Annotated in this window: 21 protein-coding genes and 1 pseudogene; 16 read left to right on the forward strand and 6 right to left on the reverse strand. The window is 52.3% G+C overall.

From position 1 onward, the window contains the following. On the reverse strand, positions 1 to 271 hold a 271-nt coding region (locus tag Q0P86_RS08745; protein WP_295038857.1), incomplete at its 3' end, for an FISUMP domain-containing protein. Between the two features lie 557 nt (positions 272 to 828). On the opposite strand from Q0P86_RS08745, the gene Q0P86_RS08750 reads away from it, so the two are divergent. The 15 genes from Q0P86_RS08750 to Q0P86_RS08820 all read left to right on the forward strand — a co-directional run bounded on the left by Q0P86_RS08750 (position 829) and on the right by Q0P86_RS08820 (position 16,421). Next, positions 829 to 1,416 (forward strand): hypothetical protein, encoded by a 588-nt coding sequence (locus Q0P86_RS08750; protein ID WP_291022856.1) that lies wholly within the window; start codon positions 829 to 831, stop codon positions 1,414 to 1,416. Between the two features lie 20 nt (positions 1,417 to 1,436). Then, complete coding sequence (locus Q0P86_RS08755; protein WP_295038860.1) at positions 1,437 to 1,877, forward strand: hypothetical protein; 441 nt, start codon at positions 1,437 to 1,439, stop codon at positions 1,875 to 1,877. 17 nt (positions 1,878 to 1,894) lie between these two features. Beyond that, the gene (locus Q0P86_RS08760) at positions 1,895 to 2,971 is read left to right on the forward strand and encodes a TIGR04133 family radical SAM/SPASM protein (protein WP_294983104.1); all 1,077 of its coding nucleotides are present in this window, start codon (positions 1,895 to 1,897) and stop codon (positions 2,969 to 2,971) included. Between the two features lie 373 nt (positions 2,972 to 3,344). Next, positions 3,345 to 5,489 (forward strand): bifunctional (p)ppGpp synthetase/guanosine-3',5'-bis(diphosphate) 3'-pyrophosphohydrolase, encoded by a 2,145-nt coding sequence (locus Q0P86_RS08765; RefSeq protein ID WP_295038862.1) that lies wholly within the window; start codon positions 3,345 to 3,347, stop codon positions 5,487 to 5,489. Further along, positions 5,486 to 6,079, forward strand: coding sequence for a hypothetical protein (locus Q0P86_RS08770; RefSeq protein ID WP_295038864.1), 594 nt, complete (start codon positions 5,486 to 5,488; stop codon positions 6,077 to 6,079). Before Q0P86_RS08765 ends, Q0P86_RS08770 begins: the two co-directional genes overlap by 4 nt. A gap of 76 nt (positions 6,080 to 6,155) precedes the next feature. Further along, positions 6,156 to 6,536, forward strand: coding sequence for an NADH-quinone oxidoreductase subunit A (locus Q0P86_RS08775; RefSeq protein WP_295038866.1), 381 nt, complete (start codon positions 6,156 to 6,158; stop codon positions 6,534 to 6,536). A 4-nt stretch (positions 6,537 to 6,540) separates the two neighbouring features. After that, positions 6,541 to 7,800, forward strand: coding sequence for an NADH-quinone oxidoreductase subunit NuoB (nuoB, locus tag Q0P86_RS08780; protein WP_295038868.1), 1,260 nt, complete (start codon positions 6,541 to 6,543; stop codon positions 7,798 to 7,800). After that, positions 7,797 to 8,939: an NADH-quinone oxidoreductase subunit D gene (locus Q0P86_RS08785; protein ID WP_290993336.1), complete on the forward strand. Its 1,143-nt coding sequence runs from the start codon at positions 7,797 to 7,799 to the stop codon at positions 8,937 to 8,939. Before nuoB ends, Q0P86_RS08785 begins: the two co-directional genes overlap by 4 nt. A 3-nt stretch (positions 8,940 to 8,942) precedes the next feature. Continuing rightward, on the forward strand, positions 8,943 to 10,064 hold the full coding sequence (locus Q0P86_RS08790; protein WP_290993340.1) for a complex I subunit 1 family protein: 1,122 nt from the start codon (positions 8,943 to 8,945) through the stop codon (positions 10,062 to 10,064). A 1-nt stretch (position 10,065) separates the two neighbouring features. After that, positions 10,066 to 10,539 (forward strand): 4Fe-4S binding protein, encoded by a 474-nt coding sequence (locus Q0P86_RS08795; RefSeq protein WP_290993343.1) that lies wholly within the window; start codon positions 10,066 to 10,068, stop codon positions 10,537 to 10,539. Further along, a complete protein-coding gene (locus Q0P86_RS08800) occupies positions 10,539 to 11,120 on the forward strand; it encodes an NADH-quinone oxidoreductase subunit J (protein ID WP_291024551.1) in 582 nt (193 codons plus the stop codon). Before Q0P86_RS08795 ends, Q0P86_RS08800 begins: the two co-directional genes overlap by 1 nt. Further along, a complete protein-coding gene (nuoK, locus tag Q0P86_RS08805) occupies positions 11,117 to 11,422 on the forward strand; it encodes an NADH-quinone oxidoreductase subunit NuoK (protein ID WP_290993347.1) in 306 nt (101 codons plus the stop codon). The genes Q0P86_RS08800 and nuoK overlap by 4 nt, the downstream gene beginning before the upstream one ends. Continuing rightward, entirely contained in the window at positions 11,415 to 13,370 is a 1,956-nt protein-coding gene (nuoL, locus tag Q0P86_RS08810) for an NADH-quinone oxidoreductase subunit L (RefSeq protein WP_290993349.1), read from the forward strand. Before nuoK ends, nuoL begins: the two co-directional genes overlap by 8 nt. 15 nt (positions 13,371 to 13,385) lie before the next feature. Next, positions 13,386 to 14,882 carry a NuoM family protein gene (locus Q0P86_RS08815; RefSeq protein ID WP_290993351.1) on the forward strand — a complete coding sequence of 499 codons (1,497 nt, stop codon included), beginning with the start codon at positions 13,386 to 13,388 and terminating at the stop codon, positions 14,880 to 14,882. A 6-nt stretch (positions 14,883 to 14,888) separates the two neighbouring features. Further along, on the forward strand, positions 14,889 to 16,421 hold the full coding sequence (locus Q0P86_RS08820) for an NADH-quinone oxidoreductase subunit N (RefSeq protein ID WP_294986050.1): 1,533 nt from the start codon (positions 14,889 to 14,891) through the stop codon (positions 16,419 to 16,421). Between the two features lie 155 nt (positions 16,422 to 16,576). Here Q0P86_RS08820 and Q0P86_RS08825 read toward each other — a convergent pair whose 3' ends face one another. Further along, positions 16,577 to 17,476 (reverse strand): hypothetical protein, encoded by a 900-nt coding sequence (locus Q0P86_RS08825; RefSeq protein WP_291024553.1) that lies wholly within the window; start codon positions 17,474 to 17,476, stop codon positions 16,577 to 16,579. Between the two features lie 3 nt (positions 17,477 to 17,479). Next, positions 17,480 to 18,235: a hypothetical protein gene (locus Q0P86_RS08830; protein WP_295038872.1), complete on the reverse strand. Its 756-nt coding sequence runs from the start codon at positions 18,233 to 18,235 to the stop codon at positions 17,480 to 17,482. Positions 18,236 to 18,523: 288 nt separating this feature from the next. On the opposite strand from Q0P86_RS08830, the gene Q0P86_RS08835 reads away from it, so the two are divergent. Further along, positions 18,524 to 21,661: a GH116 family glycosyl hydrolase gene (locus Q0P86_RS08835; protein ID WP_295038874.1), complete on the forward strand. Its 3,138-nt coding sequence runs from the start codon at positions 18,524 to 18,526 to the stop codon at positions 21,659 to 21,661. Between the two features lie 199 nt (positions 21,662 to 21,860). On the opposite strand, the pseudogene Q0P86_RS16895 reads toward Q0P86_RS08835, so the two are convergent. The 3 genes and pseudogenes from Q0P86_RS16895 to Q0P86_RS08845 all read right to left on the reverse strand — a co-directional run. After that, positions 21,861 to 22,241 (reverse strand): annotated as a pseudogene (locus tag Q0P86_RS16895) (GNAT family N-acetyltransferase); the annotation flags it as partial. Between the two features lie 127 nt (positions 22,242 to 22,368). Next, the gene (locus Q0P86_RS08840; RefSeq protein WP_295038876.1) at positions 22,369 to 23,469 is read right to left on the reverse strand and encodes a hypothetical protein; all 1,101 of its coding nucleotides are present in this window, start codon (positions 23,467 to 23,469) and stop codon (positions 22,369 to 22,371) included. Continuing rightward, the gene (locus tag Q0P86_RS08845) at positions 23,462 to 24,295 is read right to left on the reverse strand and encodes a TIGR02147 family protein (protein ID WP_290996520.1); all 834 of its coding nucleotides are present in this window, start codon (positions 24,293 to 24,295) and stop codon (positions 23,462 to 23,464) included. Before Q0P86_RS08845 ends, Q0P86_RS08840 begins: the two co-directional genes overlap by 8 nt. Positions 24,296 to 24,456 lie beyond the last annotated feature (161 nt).

A 24,456-nucleotide genomic window follows, 5' to 3' on the forward strand; every position in this document is an offset into this window, starting at 1 on the left:
GCTCTCTAGGTCTGGAATGGTGGCTCCCATTTTTCCGGACTGGCGGCTCCGCCGCTCCGGAATAATCATCTCCGCAGATGCTGTTGGCCGTTTCATAATCAAGGTTTTCGGCCATCCAAACTCGATTGCCAATTTTCACGGTCTTGTAAGTCTTGCCGTCGCGAGAGTCTTTGAGGGTATTCGAGGAAGCATCGAATTCGCTGCCGGCACCGTTTGAATTTTCGTTTGCAGCAGTCGAGGAACCGTCGCCGCAGCAGGCAACAAGAAACACAACAACAAATAATGCTGCAATAAACCCATATCCTTTCGTAATTCAGCCTTTTTCTCCAAAAAAAATACATGATTTTGGCATCTTGTACCTATAAATCTCTCGTCAGCAGCATTTTTATATGTACATTTCAGATAAATTACCTCATAATTTATTCTTTTTCGATGCCAACAGTACCTATAAAACAGCAATAATAAGCTTCTTTATATGTAAATAGAAGCTAAAAAAATTCCGCAACAGTACATACAAATTAAAAATACACCTATAAAACAAGCATCAATCCCATTTTTATAGGTACAAGCCTCCAAAATACCCCTTTAAAAAAGTCTAACATACATCGCCCATTCCACTTTATATATTTACACACAATACAAACGAAGGAGAACTTATGAAGTTCTATACAACAGACTTTATCACCGCTAAGGAATAGCAGGGTTTCACATCATAAATCACACAATTTTGTCCATCAGCAACAACTAGACTCCCTATAGTTGCTGAAGAGTCTTATTTTGTATATATTTATGTCTAAATGGAGGCCCAACAGGCCAAACGGAGGAAACATGTTCTACAAGCATTGGAAAAAATTTGCACTTGCGCTGACCGCCCTGTTCTGGGCTGGTTGCGATGATTCAGCATCTTCATCGGAAGTCGTTCTTTATGGCTGTCCCGACGATATTTGTGCGCCTGCACCCGAAAGCAGCAGCGACGCAAATGATGCACAGTCCAGTTCCAGCGACCCTTCGACGGTATTTTGCACCCCCATGGATTCCAGTGTATCGTATTTCCCCAACGATTACAGCGCAGACAAAGCCAAATTCTGGAAAGAGGAAGCGGCCAAGCACGATGCTGCAGCAAAGATTGACTCCATCAAGGCCACCTTGGCAGAAACGCCCATGTGTCTTGAACACCTGCGCATGGAACTCGAGCGTTTCGTGGCGCTTTACGGGGCCCCAACGGTTATACAAAATGCCGTAGAATCCTGCAGCGACGGTACCACCAGGCCCAGCGATGAATACGCCCAGTTCCTGAAGATGAAGGAAGAGTGGGTAGCAAACAAGCCCGCCCTGGACGAAGAACTCCAGAAGGTCTATGAAGACAAGATGAAGGAAATCCAGGAACGGATTAACAAGTGCTTGAATGGCGATTGATAATTGATGACTGATAATGGATGATGAGTAAAGTGTTCTATAAATTTTTAAAATTCATATTCTTGTCAAGCCTCACTCTTATTTGGGGCGGATGCGAAAACAAGGATGATGCCGTAGCAGGTTACGGATGTTTTTCAACTCATTGTTATAACGCAACAGCTGTCACAAAGAATGGCAAAGAATTCGACATTATCGAATGCGACAACGACATAAGATATCTTCGGCATCCAAAAATTTATTATGAGGATGCAGATATTCGTAGCGAAATTTCTCACAATAATCTGAATATACAAGCTCCGTATCTTGCAGATTCTGAATATGGAAACGGCTGCGGCATCGAGAACTGTAAATATATAGGGCCAGACATTTGCTATGAAGAAACCCTAACAGATTTGGCAACCGGAACCGAAAGAAAAGAAACAATCTGCCACCCCATCATCGACTGCCCGGAGAACCCCTAATCACACTCCACATTTTTATGCAACTTTCTCTTAAAAAGAAACTCGCTTTCGAAGCATACCGCCTTTACCGCCACAACGAAATCAAGGCGCATCCGCTCACGTACTTTTTCTGGGAATGCACGCTCCGCTGCAACCTGCACTGCCTGCATTGCGGTAGCGACTGCGTGAAAGACGCCATCCCCGACATGCCCCGCGAAGACTTCATGGGCGTGCTGGATAAACTCGCCCCGCACATCGACCCGAAGCACTTTATCGTAGTGATTACCGGCGGCGAACCCTTGATGCGCCAGGACCTTGAAGAATGCGGCATGGAAATCAAAAAACGCGGCTACCCCTGGGGAATGGTCAGCAACGGCCTTGCGATGACCCCCGAACGCTACACCAAGCTGCTGAACGCAGGGCTCCGCTCGCTCACCATCAGCCTCGACGGCTTGCAAGAGAGTCACAACCATTTCCGCGGCGACCCGCATAGCTTTGAGCGAGCGTTGCGCGCCATCGACATGGCCGCTCACACCGAAGGCCTCACCTTCGATGTGATGACCTGCGTGAACCGAGAGAACCTCAAGGAACTCCCGAAGATTCTCGATATGCTTTTAAAAATCGGCGTGAAACGCTGGAGAATCGCGACGGTGTTCCCGAAGGGCCGCGCGAAAGACAATCCGCTGTTCCAGCTCACGAACCAGGAATTCCGCCAGGTGTTCGACTTCATCCGCGAAGTGAAGATGCTGAACGTCATCAACGTGAACTACGGCTGCGAAGGGTTCCTCGGGAGCTACGAGAAGGACGCCCGCAACTACCCGTTCTTCTGCCGTGCCGGCGTGAACGTTTCTTCAGTGCTTTGCGACGGCAGCATCTCGGCATGCCCGAGCCTGCGCGGCGACTACATACAAGGCAACATCTACAAGGACGACCTCTGGGACGTATGGCAGAACCGCTACCAGGTGATGCGCGACCGCAGCTGGGCAAAAATTGGCGACTGCAAGACCTGCAAGTACTGGCGCTACTGCGAAGGCTCCAGCCTGCATCTCCGTGATGAAAAAACCAAAGAGCTTGCATACTGCCATGTAAAACGTCTTGAAGACGCCGGGGCATAAAACAACTCGTTTGCAGCTCGTGCGGTCATTATACAAAAAAAGCCGTGTGCCGCAAGTCGGACACGGCTTTTCCCGACAGGATTTCCTGCTGGGGCTAGGGCATGACCGCAGCATTGTTCTTAACCCCCAAACAATCCCCAACGGTCATCTATTTTCCAAACCACTCCCTAGCTATTGGGCGTTATGGCCTGTAAACAAAATAGGTTTTTAGCTTCCTATATCAAATATTTCGTAAAGACAAAGTGTTGTTCGCCATTACAACAGTTTATTCATTCGCAAAAGAAAGAGTCGATACTCAAAAAACCCTTATTTTTCGCTTATTTCGAAAATTTGCATACATCAATGCACCAATTTTTAGATATTATTTAGGGTGATGGATCAAACGAGCCTGACATCAAATCAAACGCACATTATCGATGTGCTTCTAAAGAAGAATCCTAACCTGGATCGTGGGATTCTAGAAAAAGCTGTTGCCTTTATTGCAGAGGCTCACGAGGGGCAGTACCGCAAGAGCGGAATGCCCTACACCGAGCATCCCTACGAAGTAGCCAAAATTCTTGCAGACCTAAAACAAGACCAGTCAACGGTTCTCGCAGGGCTACTCCACGACGTGGTTGAAGATACCAACCACTCCCTTGAAGAAATTGCCGAAAAATTCGGAAACGACACCGCCTTTATGGTCGATGCCGTTACCAAGATTACGGCCGCCCAGGAATCGAGCAAGACCGCCCAGAAAGCGGAAACCTACCGTAAGCTGATCATCGCCATGGCGAAAGACCCCCGGGTTATCATGATCAAGATCGCAGACCGCATCCACAACATGCGCACCATGCGATACATGAAGCCCGAAAAAAGGCAGATCATCGCACAGGAAACTCTCGACATCTACATTCCGCTCACCCACCGTTTCGGCCTCTACAAGCTGAAAAACGAGCTGGAAGACCTAAGTTTCAAATATGTCAATCCCGACGAATACCAGAAACTGGTAGACTTGCTCATCGAGAACAAGGAATCCCGCGAAAAGTATATCCAGTCGGTCATCGGCCCGTTGCAGATCAAGATGGCTCTCGAAGACTTCGACTGCACCATCCAGGGGCGCACCAAGAACATTTACAGCATCTACAACAAGATGCTTAGCCGCGGATGCCAGTTCGAGGACATTTTTGACATCTTCGCCATCCGCATTATTGTAGAGACGATTCCCGAATGCTACCTGGCCTTGGGCTACGTCCACAACCTGTGGACCCCGCTGCAGAGTCGCTTCAAGGACTACATCGCGACCCCGAAACCGAATCTTTACCAGAGCATCCACACCACCGTAATCGGCCCCGAAAACAAGATGGTCGAAGTCCAGATCCGTACCAAGGACATGGACCTGACCGCCGAAAAGGGATTCGCCGCCCACTGGGCCTACAAAATGGAAACCCAGCACGAGGGAGAAGAACTGGAATGGCTGAACCACATGGTAAAGCTCCAGTCCGAAATTTCGGACTCCAAGGAATACCTCGACTTCTTGAAGGTGGACTTGAAGCCCACCGGCATGACCGTGTTTACCCCCAAGGGCACCTCGATTGAACTCCCGCAGGGATCCATCGTTTTGGACTTCGCCTTTGCAGTCCATACCGAACTCGGCCTGCACTGCATCGGTGCCAAGATCAACGATGAGGTGGTGAACCTCGATACAGTCGTCGAACACGGCGCCACCATCCAGGTTCTCAAGAGCCCTAACCAGGAACCGAGCCCCGAATGGCTCGACATGGTGAAAACCGTAAAGGCCAAGCAGGAACTGCGCCGCTGGATGAAAAGCAGCATTATGAAACAGGCGCGCGACCTCGGCAAGGAAATCTGGGACCGCGAGCTCCGCCTACAAAAGATCGAAAAGGTCAAGCGTCCTTCCGAAGAAAGCATCTGCAAGTATTTTGGAACGCCCACGATCGACGACTTCTACGAAAGACTCGGCCAGGGCGAACTTCCGCTGGCGGACATCCAACGATTCTTAAACGATGGCGAAACCACGACCAAGGAATCGAACTCGCTTAGGTTCTTCCCCATGTTCAACAAGGACATAAAGGCCGACCGCAAAGATGAAATGCCCCTGCAAATTGGCCAGGAAACCAGCTTGGTGGTGCATTTTGCCAAATGCTGCAGTCCCGTGCCCGGCGACCCGATTGTCGGCGTATTGCGCCCGAAAATCGGTATCGAAGTCCACAATACGGACTGCCCGCAACTCAAGAACCTGCCCATGGAACAGCGCATCGCCGTCGAATGGAGCGAAGACATCAAGCATTCTTTCGAGGCGCACCTGACCATCGAGACCGAGAACCGCAAGAACATCACCTTCGACGTGCTGCAAGAACTCAAGCGCGCGAATGTGTTCCTCGAAAGGGTCACCTCGGCAAGCAAGCATTATTCAGGCCGCATTAGGCTCGTGTTCAAGGCTTTCCGCAAGGAACAGGTCGATTCCATTATCACCGCTATCAAGAACATAAACGGCGTAAAACAGGTGGTCAAATCATGATAAGTAAACTCCACCATAGCGACTATACCTTAAAGAACCGCGCCTTCAACTGTCGTATGCGCAACCGCTATTACGAAGAAGTCTATTACGCGTTTAGGGCAATTTTTCCGAACGAAATCTCAGACCACAAGGAACCGAATCCGGTGGCTGACACCATCTGGTTCCAGAGCCTGAGCAAGGAAATCAAGCGCTACGAAAGGCTGATCATGACCTGCCTCGAATATGCCCAGGCGGCAATCTTTTACGGCAAGAACGAAAACAAGGCAATGTATTCCAAGGACAAGCGTTGGGGTATATTGCAAGAAGAAATCTTCCTGGTCCATTTTTTGCAGGAGATGCTTTCGACCACACACTATGTTATCGCCCGTATTGACACCGACCAGATGCTGCAACAGTGGGCCGGCGAAATGCAGGACCTCAAAACCAAGCCTGTTGCCTCAGGCTATGTGAACGCCATTCAGGAAAAGCTGAACGAAATGAACGCAGCGACCTTGGATGAATTCAAAGATTTGCTTAAACACGTACTAGACCGATTCCAGATTGGCAATACGATCTTCGGAACCGTACAGGAGCTGCAGAATTTCTATTAGAAAAAAAAATTAGAGCTTAGAAGACAAATCATTTTTTCTAAGTTCTACCAACTGCGGCGAAGCCGCGAGAAATAATATGTCAGAATATATCATCCTATCCATTTTCCTTTTTCTGGGCGCGTTTATCGCGGCGGCGGCCACCATTACGGGGGTACTGCTCGGTTACCGCACCAAGAATACCAAGAACAAGATGGCGCCCTACGAATGCGGTATGGAAACCATCGGAAACGCCCGAATCCAGTTCAAGGTGGGTTACTACCTGTTTGCGCTGCTGTTCCTCGTTTTCGACATCGAAGCGCTGTTCCTGTTCCCCGTCATGGCGAACTTCAAGGAGATTATGGCTGGAGGCACGATTCTCACCCCTTCCATTGTCATTATCGACTTAGTCATTTTCATGGCAATTCTCGTTTCGGGACTTGCCTACGCCTGGAAGAAAGGAATCCTTAAGTGGGAATAACCCTATGGGAATTATAAACCTAGCTCCTAAGATTTTAGATCCGATACCCGGTGGAAAGTACCTCGTCAACGCGGTTGACTACGTTGTCAACTGGGCTCGTGCAAACTCCATTTGGCCGCTCACCTACGGCACCAGCTGCTGCGCCATCGAAATGATGAGTAGCTCCATGGCTCGCTACGATATCGCCCGATTTGGTTCCGAAGTGTTCCGAGCTTCGCCCCGCCAGGCGGACCTTTTCATTATCGCAGGAACCATTACCCGCCGTATGGCGCCCGCTCTCCAGATGCTCTGGGAACAGATGCCGGGTCCCAAGTACGTGCTCGCGATGGGCGCCTGCACCATCAGCGGTGGCCCCTTCATTTACGACAACTACGCTGTGGTGCGCGGGGCGCAGAACCTGATTCCGGTGGACGTATTCGTTCCCGGCTGCCCGCCTCGCCCAGAAGCTCTGTTCCACGGTCTACTCACGCTCCGCGAAAAGATTTTGAAAGAAACCTGCCGCGCCCCCTGGCACGAAGGCGAACCGAAGGACGTTTCGACCATGGACCGCTACCGCGAAGCCGCGAAGACCTGGGCCGCCCTTGAACGCATCAAGGACGAAGAAATGGCCGAAGCCCGCGCGAAGTTCAAGGAAGAAAATCCGGATTACAAGAGCAGCTTCAAGCCCGTGCGCGTGAAAAAGGAAGACTTCCCCGAAGTCGAGCGTGTCGCCTGCAAGCGCTTTGGTTTAAGCCAGCTCGACATTTACAAGAAACTCAAGGCGAAGTTCCCGGACATCACCGTGCATACACACAGCGAAGACCCCATCGAAGATGTGGTGGCCGCCATGCCCGCTGACCGTCCGCTCGAAGTGATGATCAGCGTCGAAGACTACTTGCCCGCCGTGGAATACGTAAAAAACGATCCCGAATTCAAGATGAATTACCTGATCGACGTCACGGCAATCGACTACGACGACCACTTTGACATGGTGACGCAGCTCCGCAGTATCGAAAAGGGCCACAAGGTCTTCTTCTGCGTGCAAATCAAGAAGAACTTCGACATTCCCGAAGAAGAACGCCCCACAGCGCTGCTCGGAAGCGTTCCGACCATCAGCCACCTGTACCCGGGTGCCGAAGTCAAGGAACGCGAAGTCTACGACATGTTCGGCATCAACTTTGAAGGGCACCCCGACCTGCGCCGCATTTTCCTGGACAAGGACTTTGTAGGTTACCCCTTGCGCAAGGACTTTACCCACCCGCAAATGATCAAGAGGCCCGTATGAGTATGACAAGACTCCCGCCGGGATTCAAGATTACCCGCGATACCAATACCGAAGAATTTTTCATCAACATGGGTCCGCAGCACCCGAGTACCCACGGTGCACTCCGCCTAGCCCTGCGTATGGACGGTGAAACGATTGTAGAAATCGTACCGCATTTCGGCTACATCCACCGTGGCATGGAAAAGCAGGCGGAATCCATGAGCTACCTGCAGTACATAGCGATGTCCGACCGCCAGGATTACCTGACGGCCATCCAGAACAACCTGGGGGTCGTGATTGCACTTGAAAAAGGCATGAACATAGGCGTTACCGAAAAGGCCGAATACATCCGCGTGATGCTTTCGGAGCTGGGACGTATCGCGAGCCACCTGGTGTTCTTCGGCTGCTTCGGCGGCGACTTGGGCGGCCAGACCTGCTTGCTGTTCGGTTTCAAGGAACGCGAAATGATCCACGACATCCTCGAAGAAGTCACCGGGTCGCGCCTCACCACCAACTTCTTTAGACCGGGTGGCAGCCGCTTTGACGTTCCCGAAAACTTTATTGACCGCGTGAAGGCGTTCCTCAAGCACCTCGAAGGCGCCATGAAGGACTACGAAAGGTTCCTTTCGAAGAACATCATCGTACTCGAACGAAGCAAGGGCATCGGCATCCTTTCCGCCGAAGACGCCATCGCTTACGGATGCTCCGGCCCAGTGCTCCGCGCAAGCGGCGTCGACTTCGACGTCCGCAAGGCGAACCCCTACAGCATTTACGACCAGCTGCAGTTCGACGTGCCCGTGACCTACACCGGCGACTGCTACGACCGTTATACGGTACGTATCGCCGAAATCCACGAGTCCATGCGCATTCTGTACCAGTGCATCGAAAAGTTCCCTAAAGAAGGACCGTGGAGAGCCAAGGAAAAGCCGGTACGACTTCCGGTCGGTCGCTACTACAGCGAAATTGAAACAGCAAAGGGACTGTACGCCACTTACGTGGTTGCAGCCACGATCGGCGAAAAGCCATACCGTATTCACACGCGAGGGCCCAGTTTTCCGCATATTGCCGCCCTCAACAAGATGGCGCAGGGTCACAAGATTTCGGACCTTGTGACCATTATGGCAACGCTTGACCCGGTGATTCCCGAAATTGACAGGTAATATATGTTTGTACCTTCCATTACACATCCTGTAGGCGACTTTATTCGCGAATGGGTTCCGAAGCTTACCGCTTATTTGCCGGACGCTTTGCACAACGCAACCCTCGACAGCATTGCCGCCTTCTTGATTAATGCGCTCCTCTGCATTATCGCAGTCTGCGCCGTGAATATCGGTTCTGCCCCGATCTTGATTTACATGGAACGTAAGGTTTGCGCCCACGTGCAATGCCGCTTAGGACCCATGCGCCTCGGCTGGCACGGCACCATCCAGACGATCGCCGACGTGATCAAGATGCTCTTCAAGGAAGTCTATTCCCCAAGCGGCGCCGACAAACTGATGTTCTATGTGGCTCCGCTAATTGTGCTGATTGCCCCGTTCATTATCGCAGCCCTGATTCCGTTCGACCACAACCTGATTGTCGCCGACATCGATATGGGCATTCCGATGATTATCGCAGTGAACGGTTTTGGCGTGCTGGGCATTTTGCTTGGCGGCTGGAGCAGCAACAACAAGTATTCCTTGCTTGGAGCTTTGCGTAGTGGCGCCCAGATGATCAGCTACGAAATTTCATTCGCGATGATTCTTTTGTTCGTCGTGATGATTTCGGGATCTACGAACCTGATGGATATCGCCCAGGCCCAGGACGGCACGGTTCTCGACTGGTTTATCTTCAAGATTCCGGTACTCGGCTTTATCGCCTTTATTCTCTTCTTTATTTCGAGTACCGCCGAAATGAACCGCGCTCCCTTCGACATCGCCGAAGCGGAACAGGAACTCACCGGCGGTTACCACACGGAATACAACGGCACCCCGTTTGCCATGTTCTACCTGGCCGAATACATCGCACTGGTGACGAACTCGGCACTCGCCGCCACCTGCTTCCTGGGTGGATTCCATGCGCCCTGCATCGGCGTTGCCGCTATCGATGGCATTCTGCAGATGGTGCCCGGAGTCGTGTGGCTCTTCGCGAAGATTTACTTTATGATTTGGTGCTACATGATGGTGCGCTGGACATTTGTGCGCCCGCGTGTGGACCAGCTTATGGACTTTGAATGGAAATTCCTTTTGCCGGTGAACCTGGTGCTCCTCGCCGCCGGCGCCGTGTGGATGATTTTTGTAGGATAATATGCAAGAAAGACTTTCAACACGCAAGTACATCAAGCGTTACCTGAAGCGCTGCATCACGGGCCCGTGGAGCCTGATTTGCGGTCTGTCCGTTTCGCTCAAGTATTTCTTTGACCCCAGACGCATCGTGACCGAGCAGTATCCTGAAAACAGGAAGACGCTCAAGATGCACGAACGTTACCGCGGCCGCCTCGAAATGATCGAAGACGCCGAAGGCAACAACCACTGCACCGCTTGCGGCATGTGCGAACGCGCCTGCCCGAACGCCTCGATCAACGTGCTTTCGACCAAGAACATCGCAGGCAAGAAGGTACTCGGTCGCTACGTCTATCACTTCGCGAGCTGCACCCAATGCGGGCTCTGCGTCGAAGCCTGCCCGTTTGGCGCTATCCGCATGAGCCAGGCATTCGAAGTCGCCACGACCGACCCGAATACGCTCGAAATGATTCTTAACAAAAAGGAGGGTCAAGGCTAATGATCCAGAATCTATTGGCAGGGCTTATCCCGCAGAACGTCGCCTTCCCGATGGGTGGAATGGATTTGGCGTTCTATCTGGTAGCCTTTATCATCCTTGGGACCGCCGTCTGCACGGTCGCCGTCAAGAACATCTTGCAAAGTGCCGTGTTCCTGATTTTCTCTTTCGTTGCAACAGCGATTCTTTACCTGCTCCTGCATGCGGAATTTACCGCACTCGCCCAGGTGATGGTCTATGTGGGCGGCGTCGTGATTTTCATGGTGTTCACGATTCTCTTGACAAGCCGCCTCGGCGAAGACGCGTTCTCGGTGAAGATTCCGAGAATCTTTGCCGCATTCGCGCTCTCGATTATCTTTGTGCTCGTGATGGTCGAGTGCCTGCTTCCCATCGAAGGACTTTCAAACGGCGTCGTTGCCGCACCCGAAGGTTACGCTTCGCTCAAGGCATTCGCTCTTAGACTGCTGGGCTACGGCGAAGACGGATTCGTGATTCCGTTCGAAGTCGTGAGTATCCTTCTCCTGATGACGCTGATTTGCGCCATCACCATCGCCCGCAAAGGCAAGGAGGAAGAAGAAAAATGACCCTGATGAATTGCCTTATTCTCGCATTCCTGCTTTTCGGCATTGGCGTGTGGGGCCTGATGCGCCGCCGTCACCTGATCGGTATGCTGATTTCGATTGAACTCATGCTGAATGCAGCGAACATCAACTTTATTTCTTTTGCCTACTTCGGCGCAAGCGACTCCACGGCGGGTGCACTCTTCAGCATCTTCGTGATTGCGGTAACCGCCTGCGAGATGGCCATTGCCCTTGCAATCATCGTGTCGATGTACCGCCGCTACAAGAGCCTGGACGTAGAACAGTTGAGGGACCTCCATGATTAACGACGTTTCCATCAGCTATCTCATTTTCTTGATGCCGCTTATCGTCTTTGCGGTCAACGGACTTTTCCTCGGACGTAAATCCGACAAGGCTGCCGCCGCATTCGCCGTTGCCGGAAACGGCATCGCCATGGTTTCCGCGCTGATTGTCGCGGTACACTACTTCAGTTCCACTTTCGCCCCGCAGAAAGCGGTCCTGTTCGACTTCCCGTTCCTGAGTTTTGCGGAAAATTTCGCCGCAAAGATTGGTCTGCTCATCGATCCGCTTTCGGTGATGATGCTCGTGGTGGTCACGGTGATTTCGTTCCTCGTGAACATTTACAGCATCGGTTACATGAGGGGTGACCGCAGCGCCGGCCGATTCTTCTCGATTCTTTCGCTGTTCAGCTTCAGCATGCTCGGCCTCGTGGCCGCCACCAACCTTTTCCAGATGTTCATCTTCTGGGAACTGGTGGGCGTTTCCAGTTACCTTCTCATCGGTTTCTGGTATCACAAGCCCTCGGCTGTGAGCGCATCAAAACAGGCCTTTATTCTTACCCGTTTTGCGGACAGTTTCTTCCTGCTCGGAATCGTGATCGTGAGCTACGTGGTGCAGAGTTTCGACTTCTTCGCCCTCAATGGCCTTACGCTCGCCGCCTTCAAGAAAGAAACGATAGACCTCGGCCTGATGGTGGTCAGCAAAGCAGACGCACTCATCCTCGGTTCCATCCTCATCTTTACGGGAGGCTGGGGCAAGTCCGCCATGTTCCCCATGCATATCTGGCTTCCGAACGCGATGGAAGGTCCGACTCCGGTGTCTTCGATCATCCATAGTGCCACCATGGTGGTCGCAGGCGTTTATCTGGTCGCAAGACTCTTCCCGTTCTTCGCCGTGTGCGGCAACTCGCTCACGCTGATTATGTGGGTCGGCGCCTTCACGATGGTCTTTGCAGCCGTTATCGCCTGCACGCAGAAGGACATCAAGCGCATTCTCGCCTACTCGACGCTTTCGCAGCTCGGCTACATGATGTTTGCTCTTGGCGCCTGCAAAACCGGCGATGCCGTCATTGCTACTGGCTGGACAGCCTCCACCTTCCACATCTTTACGCACGCCTTCTTCAAGTGCGCCTTGTTCCTCATCGCAGGTTCCCTGATTCACCAGGTGCATACGAACGATCTGGACGCCATGGGCGGACTCCGCAAGAAGATGCCGCTCACCTACTGGAGCAGCCTTATCTGCGTGCTCGCCATCGCAGGCATTCCGCCGTTCTCCGGATTCTTCTCCAAGGACGAAATCATTTTGGCAGCCTTCCAGGGGCATCATTATGTGGTTTTCGGCCTCGCGATTCTCACAAGCGGCCTCACCACCTTCTACATGTTCCGTCTGTTCTTCCTCGCGTTCCACGGCGCTCCGCGTTCCGAATCGGTGAAGCAAGGGCATGTGCACGAAGACTTCTTCATGACGCTCCCGATCGTGATTCTTGCCGTACCGGCCCTGTTGAGCGGCCTTCTGGGCAAGGGCATCTTCGAACACTACTTTGTGCCGGGTAGACTCCGCGTGCCGCAACTGGTGTTGCTCCCCCACGCCGAATGGATCCCGTACGTGGCTGTAGCCGTTGCCGCCGTCGCTCTTTTAATCGCCTGGTTCTTCTACGCAAGCCCGAAGGCAAAAGTGGAACGCGCCCTCGACGAATCCAACCGCAGCGCACTCTACAAGGTCGTTTACCACAAGTTCTACTTCGACGAGATGTACTACGCCGTGGTGCGTCAATTCGTGATTGGCGGCATCGCCCGCGTGGCCCGTTTCATCCAGGACTACATTATCGAAGGGATCCTCGCATTCTGCATCTGGTTCATCCACAAGTTGGGCGACCTCGTGCGTTACGCGCAGGGCGGCAACCTGAGTTTTTATCTGGGTACGCTGATCGTAGGCGTATTGCTGTGGCGTTTCTTGGGACAACTCCCCTTCTAGGCGAAAGGTTTAACTATGGATACTTTGCTTTTTAACCTTATCTGGATCCTCCCGCTGATTACGGTTTTGGCCTGCGCTCCGATTTCCGCTCAAAAGGAAACGCTCCTCAAGACCATCCACGCTACATCGGGAACGATTGGCCTTCTGCTTGTCGGTTATCTTACTTACAGGCTCTACACGCTTGGTGTGGACAGCGCAGCCAAGGAATCGGCCCCGCTCCTGTTGCACTACTACATGGACATCCCCTGGCTTCACATGTTCAACGCCCACTACATTGTCGGTGCGGACGGACTCAACATGTTCCTACTGTTCCTTACGGCGGTCATCGTCTGGGCGGGCATTCTCGTCAGCTGGAACATCAAGGGCAACCAGAAAGTTTTCTTCGCGCTCATTCAGCTCCTGGCAACAAGCGTCTACGGCGTGTTCATGAGCATGGACCTGGTGCTGTTCTTCGTGTTCTACGAAATGGAAGCGCTCTGCATGTACCTGATGATCGCGGGCTACGGCTCGGGCAGCAAGGACTACGGCGGTAAAAAGCTGACCTTGACCCTTGCATTCGGTTCCTCGATGATTTTGGCGACACTCTTCGGACTCTACTTCGAAAGCGGGATCTACAGTTTCAGCCTTGTCGAACTTTCCAAGGTGACGCTCCCGATGGATTTTCAGATGTGGGCGTTCCCGCTCATGTTCATGGGATTTGCCGTTTCGAGTTCCCTGTTTCCGTTCCACTTCTGGAGTCCGGACGGTCACTCCGCCGCTCCGACGGCAGTCTCGATGCTTGCCGCCGGCGTGATGATGAAGATGGGCGCTTACGGTTGTCTTCGCGTCGCAATGTTCCTGATGCCAGAAGCCGCCAAGATTTGGCTCCCGTACGTTGTCGCGCTCCTGATTTTCAACGTGGTTCTCGGCCCCTTCATTGCACTGCGCCACAAGGACCTCAAGTACATTACCGCTTACAGTTCCATTAGCCACTTGGGCCTGATTTTCCTCGGTCTCGCGGCGCTTACTCCGGTGGGACTTCGCGGAGCATCTCTCCAGATGATTTCGCACGGATTCCTGACGGGACTTTTCTTCGCGACCATCGGCATGATCTACGAGCGCACGCATACCCGTGACATCACCGAGATGGGTGGCATTATGCGCAAGCTCCCTTTCCTCGGCGTAGGTTTTGTTATCGCAGGCTTTGCAGGCCTTGGTCTGCCGGGTTTCAGCGGGTTCATCGCCGAAAGCAACATCTTTATCGGCGCATTCCAGCAGGATTCTACGCTTACGCGCATCGTGACCGTGCTTGCAATTCTCTCGATTACGACGACCGCCGTTTACATTCTGCAGACGGCCAACCGCATGCTGCACGGCAATATGCCAGCCAAGTACGAATCGCTTACCGACGCGACCTTCCGCGAGAAACTCGTGGTCGTGGTTCTGGTGCTCTGTCTCCTTTTGATAGGCGTGTTCCCCGGATGGATCGCCGACATGCTCGACCAAAGTATCGCACCTATGATGAGGTGGTAATTTAATATGTATATTCCCAATTTTATCATCCCCGACTTACTGCTTCTGCTTTTTCCGTTCATCGTGATCGGAAGCAGGCTCTTCTGCACCGACCGTTCCAAGGTGCCCTGGCGCATTGCGAACATCGGTTTCATCGCCATCTTTGTCCTGTTGAACTTCATTCCGCTTTCGGGCGGAGTGGGCCGGTTCTTCATCACTAACTGGCACATCGACGATTTCGGCGTTCTGATGCGCGAAGTACTGATGGTTTCGGCCATTCTCGGCATCTGGCTTGCGAAGGACTACTTTGAGCACGGCGGAGACGGCAAGCCCGCCATGCACCAGATTGCAGAATTTATCGGCACCGTGGCATTCGCCACCTTCGGCGGATTCACTGTCGTTTCGGCCTGCGATTTGCTCACGTTCTTCCTGGGCCTCGAAATAGCAACCATTCCGATGTACGCCCTTGCCGCATGGAACAAGCGCGACCAATACGGTTCAGAAGCAGCCACCAAGTATATCCTGATGGGCTCCGTCGCGACCGCCTTTGAGCTGTTCGGATTCAGCTACCTTTACGGTTTTTCAGGTTCTATCCACTTTGATTCCATCCAGCAGGCCGTTGCAAGCGGAAGTTCTCCATTGCTGTGGATTGCCGTGCTGTTCCTGTTTGCAGGAATCGGTTTCAAGCTGACCCTGTTCCCGTTCTATACTTGGGCACCCGACGTCTACGAAGGCGCTCCTACGCCCGTAACCGCCATTCTTTCGGTAACCTCCAAGGCGACCGCAATCGCATTCCTCGTCGTTCTGGTCTATGGGCCGCTCTCCCCCATCAAGGAACAGATTGCCCCGTTCATCGCCCTTCTTGCCGGCACAACCTTGTTCGTCGGAAACCTCGGAGCCCTCAAGCAGAGCAGGCTGCGCCGTTTCATGGCCTACAGCTCCATCGCACAAGCGGGCTACATCATGGTGGCGCTCCTCGGTGATGCCGTCATGGGAAAGACAGCCATTATCTATTACTTGTTCGTGTACGCCGTTTCGAACTACCTCGCGTTCTTCATCTTCGGCATCATCGGTCACCACCGCGAAGAAACATTCGATTCCCTGCGCGGACTTTCGAAGCAGAAACCGACACTTGCGATTGCACTTGCCGTCGCCATGTTCAGCCTCGCAGGTATCCCGCCGCTTGCAGGATTCTTCGGAAAGTTCCACCTGTTCTTCAGTGGCGCTTCGACAGGTCATTACGGCATCGTGGCATTCGCCGTGCTGAACAACGTGCTTGCGCTGTTCTACTACCTGCAGCTGATTAAGAGCGCTTGGATTGATCCTACAGACCGCTCGACTCTATCGCAGCAAGAACTTACGACATCGTCTCGCTCTCACCTACACCATCAGCTTACGCTTGAAGGCTCCGGCTCACAGGACACCGCCGAAATGCACCTGAATCCGTTGCGTATGACCAAGCGTCAGCGCGGCGTCATCATTCTCCTGACCGCAGCGGTAATTGTGCTTGGAGTGCTGCCGTTCCTGAGCGACAACATTTTCGCCGGTTTTACTTTCTAAAGACCGCTCGCGCCCAATTATATAAGTACGGCCCCAGAGCACTCGCTCTCACCACCGCCCCAGCTTAACGCCTGGGGCTTTGTGGTTCACGGCAAGACCGAATCGGCTAAATTCAATAAAATCCTTACTCTGAAGCCGATTCTCTCGCGAATCAACTATCCGTGAGTCAGCCTTATAAAGAAGCTAATGGAATTGCGCTCATGTTCTTCCTTGTCGTTACCGTCTTCAAAGACGGTGACATTGATATATGCAATGCCCACGCCGAGCGACCAGGTATCACTCACCCACCAATCCTTGCCCAATTCAAAGCGCGTATAGACACCGCCATTCGAAATGAGAGAAAAGGAATCATCCAGATGAGAGTCAAAACCCTCGAAGCCCCCGGAAGCACCGATATACAACCCATTCAAAATCGATTCCGGATCACGGAACGGATAAACGGAAAGGCCCAGGCCAAAGGATTCAAAAAAAGCTAAAGCGCCGTCCTTCTTCTTTTTGGTTCCATTGGGAATCGTATCAATTGATGTCAGGGTGCCAGAGCGGTCGTAACGATACGAAAGCTCCCTGTTCATTTTTTTATGAGAACCTTCCCCCTGGTAGATACCCGTCGAGAAGATGGAATACAATGCCACTAAATTTCCGATAGACTTTCCAAAGCGAAATTCGATAATCGGCGTGGCCCAACCGGAAAATTCCTCATGGAGTATCCTTTCACGTTCATACTTGCTTTGAGGAATAAAGTTTCCATCCAAGTCCGTATACCCCCCACTCGAACTGTTCTCCACATTTGATTCGTCTACGGATGTCGTCACATACGAGACACCCATGCCCATACTGAAAAAGAATCCGCGATGTTCATGGGGCGGGCGCACCTTCTTCACACGAGTCTTTTTCGCCGGAGCGACAGGTTCTGCCGCAAGAGCCGGGTTCGGATTTTGCGGAGCGCTCATCATCGGCATTTCCACCGCGGGACTTTCAACCGGTCCCATCTCGTCCTGAGCCCACGCAGCGACAGCCACCGCCATCGCCACGAATAGACTTTTACACATCTTCATAGTCTATCCTCGAGTGAGCCTGAACGAAAGTGAAATTACGTTATCTGTATCGTAGGACTTGACCGTGTTCCAGACCAAACCACTACGCGCATAACCGAGACCCACGCCGATAGACAGGTGATCGTTCACCCACCAGTCCTTTCCGAGTTCCACCTGAAAAGCCGCCCCCGCATTCGCCGATGCATTTTCAAGGCCGTCATTAATCATTGTCGCAAAGAGAGTATAACCGACGGATCCTCCGACAAAGAGGCCATTCATTATGGACTGTTTGTCCTGAATCGGGTAAATGGTCGTACCGAAACCAATATATGACCTGAAACTGTAAGCGTCCGAAGACTTATCCCTAACCCTTTTCTTTTCCAGTTCTTCCTCTATACAGATTTTATTTTCGCCACATTCCTTACGGTACTCTGAAAAACCTTCCTCTATCGTACCCGAGAAGAGACCCATATTAAAAACAGTATGGAACGCCAGCAAATTGGCGAGTGCCACACCGAACTTGAATTCAACCATCGGGAACGTGCCGCCGCTATACTCGAAGGTATTGATTTCGCGATTAACGACATTTGTGCGTCCACTGTAGTATTCGTCTTTTTCATTCTTGCTGTTTTCATACCAGTTGTAGGCAGCTCCGAAAGAAACGCTGTTATAGAAACCACGGTGTTCCATGGGCGCAGGCGAACTAAGCTTTGGAGCAGTTTGGGCACTAACGAGCGCAACCAAGGATAACAGCACGACGAAAAAAATTCTTTTGTTCATATTCCTAATCACTTGTTAAAAATTCAGCCCAAATATATAAAAATACAGCAAAGGGGGAAGTCTCCCCCTGCCTTCAGCCCCGGCTCCACTCAATCTCAAGTCAACATTCCCGCCGGGTCTTCCGTCACCCCTTCGAACGGGGCCTCAGGCGCCGGCCCCGTAACACCCCGCTTCGATTTACAAAAGCTTCATTTTGTAAACACTTTTCGCAAGGTTTCGCTATTCGTAAGCCCCCAGAATTTGTAACTTTATACTCGTAAAAATTTAACCCTATTCATGGAAATAACTATGAGCATCAAAGATTACCTCGCCGGCGCCAAACAGGCCGGTTCCGTCCAGAAGCTGATGACCCCGGGCCTCGCCGTGGAATTTATCCAGCCCTGGTATACCCCGCTTTCTACGACCCCTTCTACCACGGGTATTGCTGTCGGCGGTATCGGCTCGACATTCACCGCAACGCCTGCGGGCACCACTCCCGTGATGAACGTGATGCCGGGCGTACAGGTCCGCACCGAAAAGCCCGCTGACCTCCGCTTCAACAACTTCTTCTTCCGCGAATCCGTAATCGACGCGAAGGCCGCCCTCGAAATCGTCGACTTCGCAGGCTTTACGCAGATGCTCGCCAAGTACCCGCTGGTGGACGCGAAGGGCGAAGCACTCTTCAGCGCCGCTGAACTTGCGAACCAGAAGAAGGCCGAGGCCAAGCTCAACAAGGCCATCGCCGAGAAGGAGTTCTTCAAGAACAACCAGGCAGACTTTGAACGCTGGCACATCGAATGGAGCGACCGCACCGCCGCCCTCCTGAACAAGGCCGGTGCAGAACTCAACCGCAGCGCCGTCATCGACTTCTTCAACGGTGTCGTGGGCGAAAAGGCCGTGCGTCAGGGCTCCCTCACCGCCGCCTGGGCAAACGACACTGAATTCCTGGGCCAGGCCGGTTACGATGCCGCCAAGATGCAGTATGCCGCCCTCTACCCGGTGAGTGAAACCAAGTACGAAGGCAAGGGCGTGCAGATTACCAAAACCCAGTCCAGCTACGTGACCCCGGGTGACGAACGCCTCTCCAGCCTCCCGGTGAACGCGACCGTTTTCACCCTCGAAAATACCACCAAGGAAACCCGCGAAATTACGATCGTGCAGGTACAGGACTGCATCGCCGGTTACATGGCTAAGAAGGACCGCCAGGGCGTTCAGGATTCCAGCTTCGTGCTCGTGCCGTCCGCACGTTTCCCGAAGGGCGTGAAGTTCAGCAAGCAGGTCCAGGACGGTCGCGAAGTCCGCGGTCTCGAATTCTACAACGAAAAGCCGCTCGCCGAAAGCGACTTCAACGGCTGCATGGGCGTGTCCGTCGCCTGGAACAAGAAGGATAACCTGAACGTTTCCGTGAAGCCGATGTTCTACCAGGATGACGCCGCCTCTGTTTTGAAGGGCGCTCTCCGCAGCGGTCGCGTTTGCGAAGCCTGGGTCAAGAACGTTTACAGCGGCCGCGAGACGATGGCCGGTGCCGTCGCCGTGACTGCCGTCTTGAAGCCGAAGCAGAAGGTTTCTTTCCAGTTCAACCTGGTGCTGGACTTCCCGGAAATCAAGCTGAACAAGCTTACTTCCGCCAAGAAGTACACCGCATTCTTCCCCGAAGCATACGGCCGCGTGGGCGTCATCCTGGTCGAAGCCCTCGCCGCCGACAAGAACTTTGACGCACGCCTCAAGGCATTCGAAGCCCTCGTCCCGAAGAAGGCCGTGGCCAAGCTCTACAAGACTGCAGCCAAGCAGGCCGAATTCAAGAGCCTCGCTATCAACACCCTCAGCTTCCTCGCCGAAGCCACCGTGTGGGACAAGGACGACCGTTTCTTGGTTCGCGAATGTGCCGACTATCCGTTCTTCAACTCCCTGGACGTTTACTTCTACGGCAGCTTCAGCCTGATGGCCCTGATGCCGCGCCTCGACGGTGTGGTGATGAAGCGCTTCGGCGATGCTATTCTCGCCGTGAACGACAACCGTCGCCGCCACCACGAATACGTGAACCACCCGTTCGCCGACCTCCCGGACCCGAAGCTGGAAGGCCCGCGCGCCGTCCGTGGCGCCGTGATTCACGACCTCGGAAGCCCCTTCGATGCAGAACCCGATGCCTACGACTGGCACAACGTGAAGGAATGGAAGGATCTCGCTCCGAAGTATGTGCTGATGGTTCTCCGCCACTACGTGAAGACGCAGGATATCGAAAACCTGAAGGACTGCAAGGAAGCCGTCTACGCCGCCATGCAGTACCTGGAAAAGATGGTGAACGAAGGCGAAAACTTCCCGCTCACCCACGGTACCGACGACACGTTCGACAACCTCTCCAGCCACGGCATTTCCGTGTACTGCGGTAGCCTCTGGATTGCAGGTCTCCGCGCTGCGGCAAAGATTGCCGAAATCCTCGGCGACAAGGCACAGGCCGACACCTGGAACGCGAAGGCTGACTCCGCCAACAAGGAATTCGAGGTCGCCTTGTGGGACGAAGCCGAAGGCTACTACCACTTCTTCGTGACTCCGATGGAAGCGAAGGATGTGGTTGCAGACAAGCTCCCGCAACTGGCTGACGCCATCAAGGACACGCTCGTTATCGATGGTAACGATGTGAAGGCATCTCTCAAGACCATCAACGAATGGCTGAACTCCGGCGCAATCCCCAGCGATGTGGAACTTTCCAAGAACGAACTCCGCGGCCTCAAGAAGGCTTGGCTCACCGCCCAGTGCAAGGAAGCTTTCACTGCCAGCTGGAACGCAAAGATTGCCAACGACTGCGACGACGTATTCGCCGACACGATGCTCGCCGACACTTACCTCCGCCTGCTCGGCCTCAAGCCCATCAGCGACGAGAAGAAGGCCAAGGCCAACCTTCTCCGCGTTTTCAACACGAACTACAAGGCCAACAGCCCGCTCATCGGCGCCGCAAACCTTGTGCGTAAGGACGGCAGCCCGCTGGATGAATTCAACTTCCAGGCACACGACGTGTGGATTGGCATCCAGTACAGCATCATGTGCGCCATGATGCACCACGGCCTCGAAAAGCAGGCTGCCGACATGGGCGATTCCATGATCCGCAACCTCTACGAAGAAGCCCGCATCCCGTTTGCCGCACCGGAAGGATTCAACGGTTCTTGCCGCCTGCACCCGGAAGCGCTCGTGAAGGCATTCGGCCTGAGCGCCACCGCCGCCGACAAGATGCATAAGGAACTCCTGAAGAAGGGCGCCCTCCTTGCAGACTCCCGCATCAGCCCGAAGCTCCCCCGCAACCTACCCGCCTTCACCAAGGCATTCGGCAGCATCGCGAAGTCGAACAAGGTTGAAGCAAGCGCACTGTTCATGCTGCTCCACAGCACGGCACTCAAGTACACCGCCGGTAAGTACTTCCGTCCCGGCATGGTGTTCGCTCTGTTATACTAATGAGACAAGTTGTCATTCTGGAGCGTCCGCAAGGACGCGATAGAATAGTGAGCAAGGCGAATCCAGCAAAAATATGCTAGCATATTTTTATTGGTGAGCCGCAGCCACGGACGGCAAAGCCGTCAATCCAAAACTTAAAACAGGTGTCCCAAGCGGGGCACCTGTTTTTTTTAGCACAAATCTTTGGCATTATGCGTATTTACGATTTCAACTCCATTAAGTCGTAATACATAAGTCGCGTATGCGGGTCGCTGTCTTCAGCATTCATGAAATTGAATTCGTTCTTAACATAAAACGGAACAGCATCCAAATATGCATCAACCGTCAAGAATCGACATCCCGTCTTATTTTCAATGACAAACATAGACTTGATGTAATCTACTACAGCCGTACCAATTTGCCGACCTTTTGCCGTATTGTCAACCCCAAGTCGGCATAACTTGACTGCTGGATAACTTTTAAGACGTTTCGAATTCGGAAAGCCCTGTTCTTTACGAAAGCGGTTGAATTCTGTCTTATCCTTAAAATCAGTAATCGCGACCTTATCGTTTGCAAGGCTACAATAGGCATAAACCTTGCTTGCGTGAATTCGTAATTTATTTTTATTTGCAAAAGTTCAAGCTTTTTACAACCCCAAAATATCAAAAACAGGTGTCCCTGTGGGGCACCCGATTTGGGATAAATATAATCCAAAGCAATCTGCCGTTCTAATAGCCCCATTCAGGATCAACCTCATACATAATCACATCGATCCAGTACACGACATCCTTGAACATGACATACTTGGCAGCCGTATTTTCCGGCTCAAGCAGGAAATCAATTTTTTCCAAATTGCAGATGCACTTGGTCACGCCAGTTTGGTCATAATAGTCCAACATCAAGGTGTCACCGACCATCTTTTGAGAAACCTTCGCTTCTATTCCGCAATAGTCTATCACATTTTCCAAAGTCAGAACAGTTTTGCCGTTCAAATAAGTAATCTGCTTTGCTTCGGGAAGTTCAGAGGCTGCATTCTTTGCGACTGGCTTGGCGGCCAAGCCATCTTTCAGGCATTGACCTCTTTCATAGCCGTTCAGTTCCAGTGCCGTCAGGTCTGGCCCCAGACTAATCTCCTGCGACGAAGAACTTTGCTCGAGGCTAGATGAAGATTGCTCGCCCACGCCTTTTTCCTTCGCTAGCGGCAAAGTAGCCCAGACTTCAAACGAAACCCACGATACATTTTCAAAAGCGGGATCATTCTGCACCCTGAAAGACATCTCCGTCGGGCATATACAATCGAAAAATGAATCCACAAAGTCACCCGTAACATAGAGAGTATCGCCAGAGACTACGGCCTTGAGATTTTCATAATAAGACCCACAAGGCATCTCCGCTACATACCCCATGTCAACGAACGAAAATCCTTCTTCATCCGGTTCGTAAATAGTCGCTACCGGACGCAATGCATTAATGTCATCCGTTTCAGGCAATTCGACATATTCGTGATTACACACAAAGTGCGAATTCTTCACCAAAAGTGACGGTTCCTGCACGGCAGAAGATGACCCTGGAATCGGATTTATATCGTGACCGCCGACCGAGCTACTGCTCATGTTCTTCGGGATGTCATTCGACGAAGAACTCATTTCAGACGAACTGGATCCACCCACATCAGGATCAACCGACGAGGAACTCATTTCAGATGAGCTGCTCGCATCGGCAATGGAATTCGGGTCAATCGTTCCACCGGCAGTCGTACCGGCGTCACCACAGGCCATCAGCGACAGAAGTGCGATGCTCCCCGAGATAAAAGTAAATTTCTTAAGCATGATGTCCCCCTATGATTTTGTCCGTTACCGGGAAAAACTGGAAATTGATTCTGCAGACCTGATCTTGGTCGCTGTATTCGTTCGCAATCGCAAGTACCTTTCTGCAGCAGGCGTCCAGTTCTTTAGCAATCCGTTCGCTCGCCTCTTGATTTACGCTGAGCGTGACGCCTGTAAAATGGCGCTCGCTTGCGGAATAGCGATCTACGGCACGCGCCGCCATGTTCGCCATTTCTTTATGCATGGCACGAATAGCAATAGGAAGCGCTTCCTTGGAACCTATTACGATTTGTTCCGTCTGCGAATAGACCTTTTCGCCATCCTTTTTCAGGAAACCGGCCTTCACCAAGAAATTCAACACGTCGCGCACTTCCTCGGCAGACACATGTTCCTTGCACGTATCGGCCAAATCGCGGGGAGAGGCCCCCGGCATCATCGGGGCGAGTTCACGAAGCACTGGGTACTTCCAGGATTCATAATACTGGAACGCATCGCTATCGACCACGCGCACCTTGTGCTCCAACGCAATCCTCTGCATTTCGAGGAGGGCCGCCTTCTTGGCCTCATCCTTTTCGGCATTGCAGAACGTAACCATTTCGCGGAAGTAATCCGCGTCGTCGCCCACAAGACCCATCGCCTTCGCGACATCGCCCACCTTGACTTTGCTGAGCTTGCTTTGGCCCATGCACACAAGCTTCAAGAAGTTCGGCGAAGTAAATCCGGCACTTTTGCAGAATTCGCGCCACGAAAACGCACCCAGACGCTTGCGTTCGTCGTAGTAATCCTGCATAAAGAGGTGATAGTCTTTATATTCAAACACCGATTTCATACTAAGGAATATATCTAATTTGAGTCACCTAGTCAACACGCAAATTATACATAATTTAGAATTTTAATGCAAAATTGCAAATTTCGCACTTTATTTAAAAACATTTTTCATTAAATTATACAAATTGTATAATACAAGATTTTGGGTATCCTCAAAAGGCA

The organism is uncultured Fibrobacter sp. (assembly GCF_946062555.1).
In the GTDB taxonomy this organism is placed as follows: domain Bacteria; phylum Fibrobacterota; class Fibrobacteria; order Fibrobacterales; family Fibrobacteraceae; genus Fibrobacter.

What these genes read in the sequence shown, in the direction of transcription:
- Q0P86_RS08840 (WP_295038876.1), bottom strand. Translation starts at nt 23,469, where the DNA reads ATGCTTAAGAAATTTACTTTTATCTCGGGGAGCATCGCACTTCTGTCG.
- nuoK (WP_290993347.1), top strand. Translation starts at nt 11,117, where the DNA reads ATGACCCTGATGAATTGCCTTATTCTCGCATTCCTGCTTTTCGGCATT.
- Q0P86_RS08770 (WP_295038864.1), top strand. Translation starts at nt 5,486, where the DNA reads ATGATAAGTAAACTCCACCATAGCGACTATACCTTAAAGAACCGCGCC.
- Q0P86_RS08825 (WP_291024553.1), bottom strand. Translation starts at nt 17,476, where the DNA reads ATGAAGATGTGTAAAAGTCTATTCGTGGCGATGGCGGTGGCTGTCGCT.
- Q0P86_RS08775 (WP_295038866.1), top strand. Translation starts at nt 6,156, where the DNA reads ATGTCAGAATATATCATCCTATCCATTTTCCTTTTTCTGGGCGCGTTT.
- Q0P86_RS08765 (WP_295038862.1), top strand. Translation starts at nt 3,345, where the DNA reads ATGGATCAAACGAGCCTGACATCAAATCAAACGCACATTATCGATGTG.
- Q0P86_RS08790 (WP_290993340.1), top strand. Translation starts at nt 8,943, where the DNA reads ATGTTTGTACCTTCCATTACACATCCTGTAGGCGACTTTATTCGCGAA.
- Q0P86_RS08760 (WP_294983104.1), top strand. Translation starts at nt 1,895, where the DNA reads ATGCAACTTTCTCTTAAAAAGAAACTCGCTTTCGAAGCATACCGCCTT.
- Q0P86_RS08815 (WP_290993351.1), top strand. Translation starts at nt 13,386, where the DNA reads ATGGATACTTTGCTTTTTAACCTTATCTGGATCCTCCCGCTGATTACG.
- Q0P86_RS08830 (WP_295038872.1), bottom strand. Translation starts at nt 18,235, where the DNA reads ATGAACAAAAGAATTTTTTTCGTCGTGCTGTTATCCTTGGTTGCGCTC.
- Q0P86_RS08820 (WP_294986050.1), top strand. Translation starts at nt 14,889, where the DNA reads ATGTATATTCCCAATTTTATCATCCCCGACTTACTGCTTCTGCTTTTT.
- Q0P86_RS08835 (WP_295038874.1), top strand. Translation starts at nt 18,524, where the DNA reads ATGAGCATCAAAGATTACCTCGCCGGCGCCAAACAGGCCGGTTCCGTC.
- Q0P86_RS08800 (WP_291024551.1), top strand. Translation starts at nt 10,539, where the DNA reads ATGATCCAGAATCTATTGGCAGGGCTTATCCCGCAGAACGTCGCCTTC.
- Q0P86_RS08795 (WP_290993343.1), top strand. Translation starts at nt 10,066, where the DNA reads ATGCAAGAAAGACTTTCAACACGCAAGTACATCAAGCGTTACCTGAAG.
- Q0P86_RS08750 (WP_291022856.1), top strand. Translation starts at nt 829, where the DNA reads ATGTTCTACAAGCATTGGAAAAAATTTGCACTTGCGCTGACCGCCCTG.
- Q0P86_RS08785 (WP_290993336.1), top strand. Translation starts at nt 7,797, where the DNA reads ATGAGTATGACAAGACTCCCGCCGGGATTCAAGATTACCCGCGATACC.
- Q0P86_RS08755 (WP_295038860.1), top strand. Translation starts at nt 1,437, where the DNA reads ATGATGAGTAAAGTGTTCTATAAATTTTTAAAATTCATATTCTTGTCA.
- nuoL (WP_290993349.1), top strand. Translation starts at nt 11,415, where the DNA reads ATGATTAACGACGTTTCCATCAGCTATCTCATTTTCTTGATGCCGCTT.
- Q0P86_RS08845 (WP_290996520.1), bottom strand. Translation starts at nt 24,295, where the DNA reads ATGAAATCGGTGTTTGAATATAAAGACTATCACCTCTTTATGCAGGAT.
- nuoB (WP_295038868.1), top strand. Translation starts at nt 6,541, where the DNA reads ATGGGAATTATAAACCTAGCTCCTAAGATTTTAGATCCGATACCCGGT.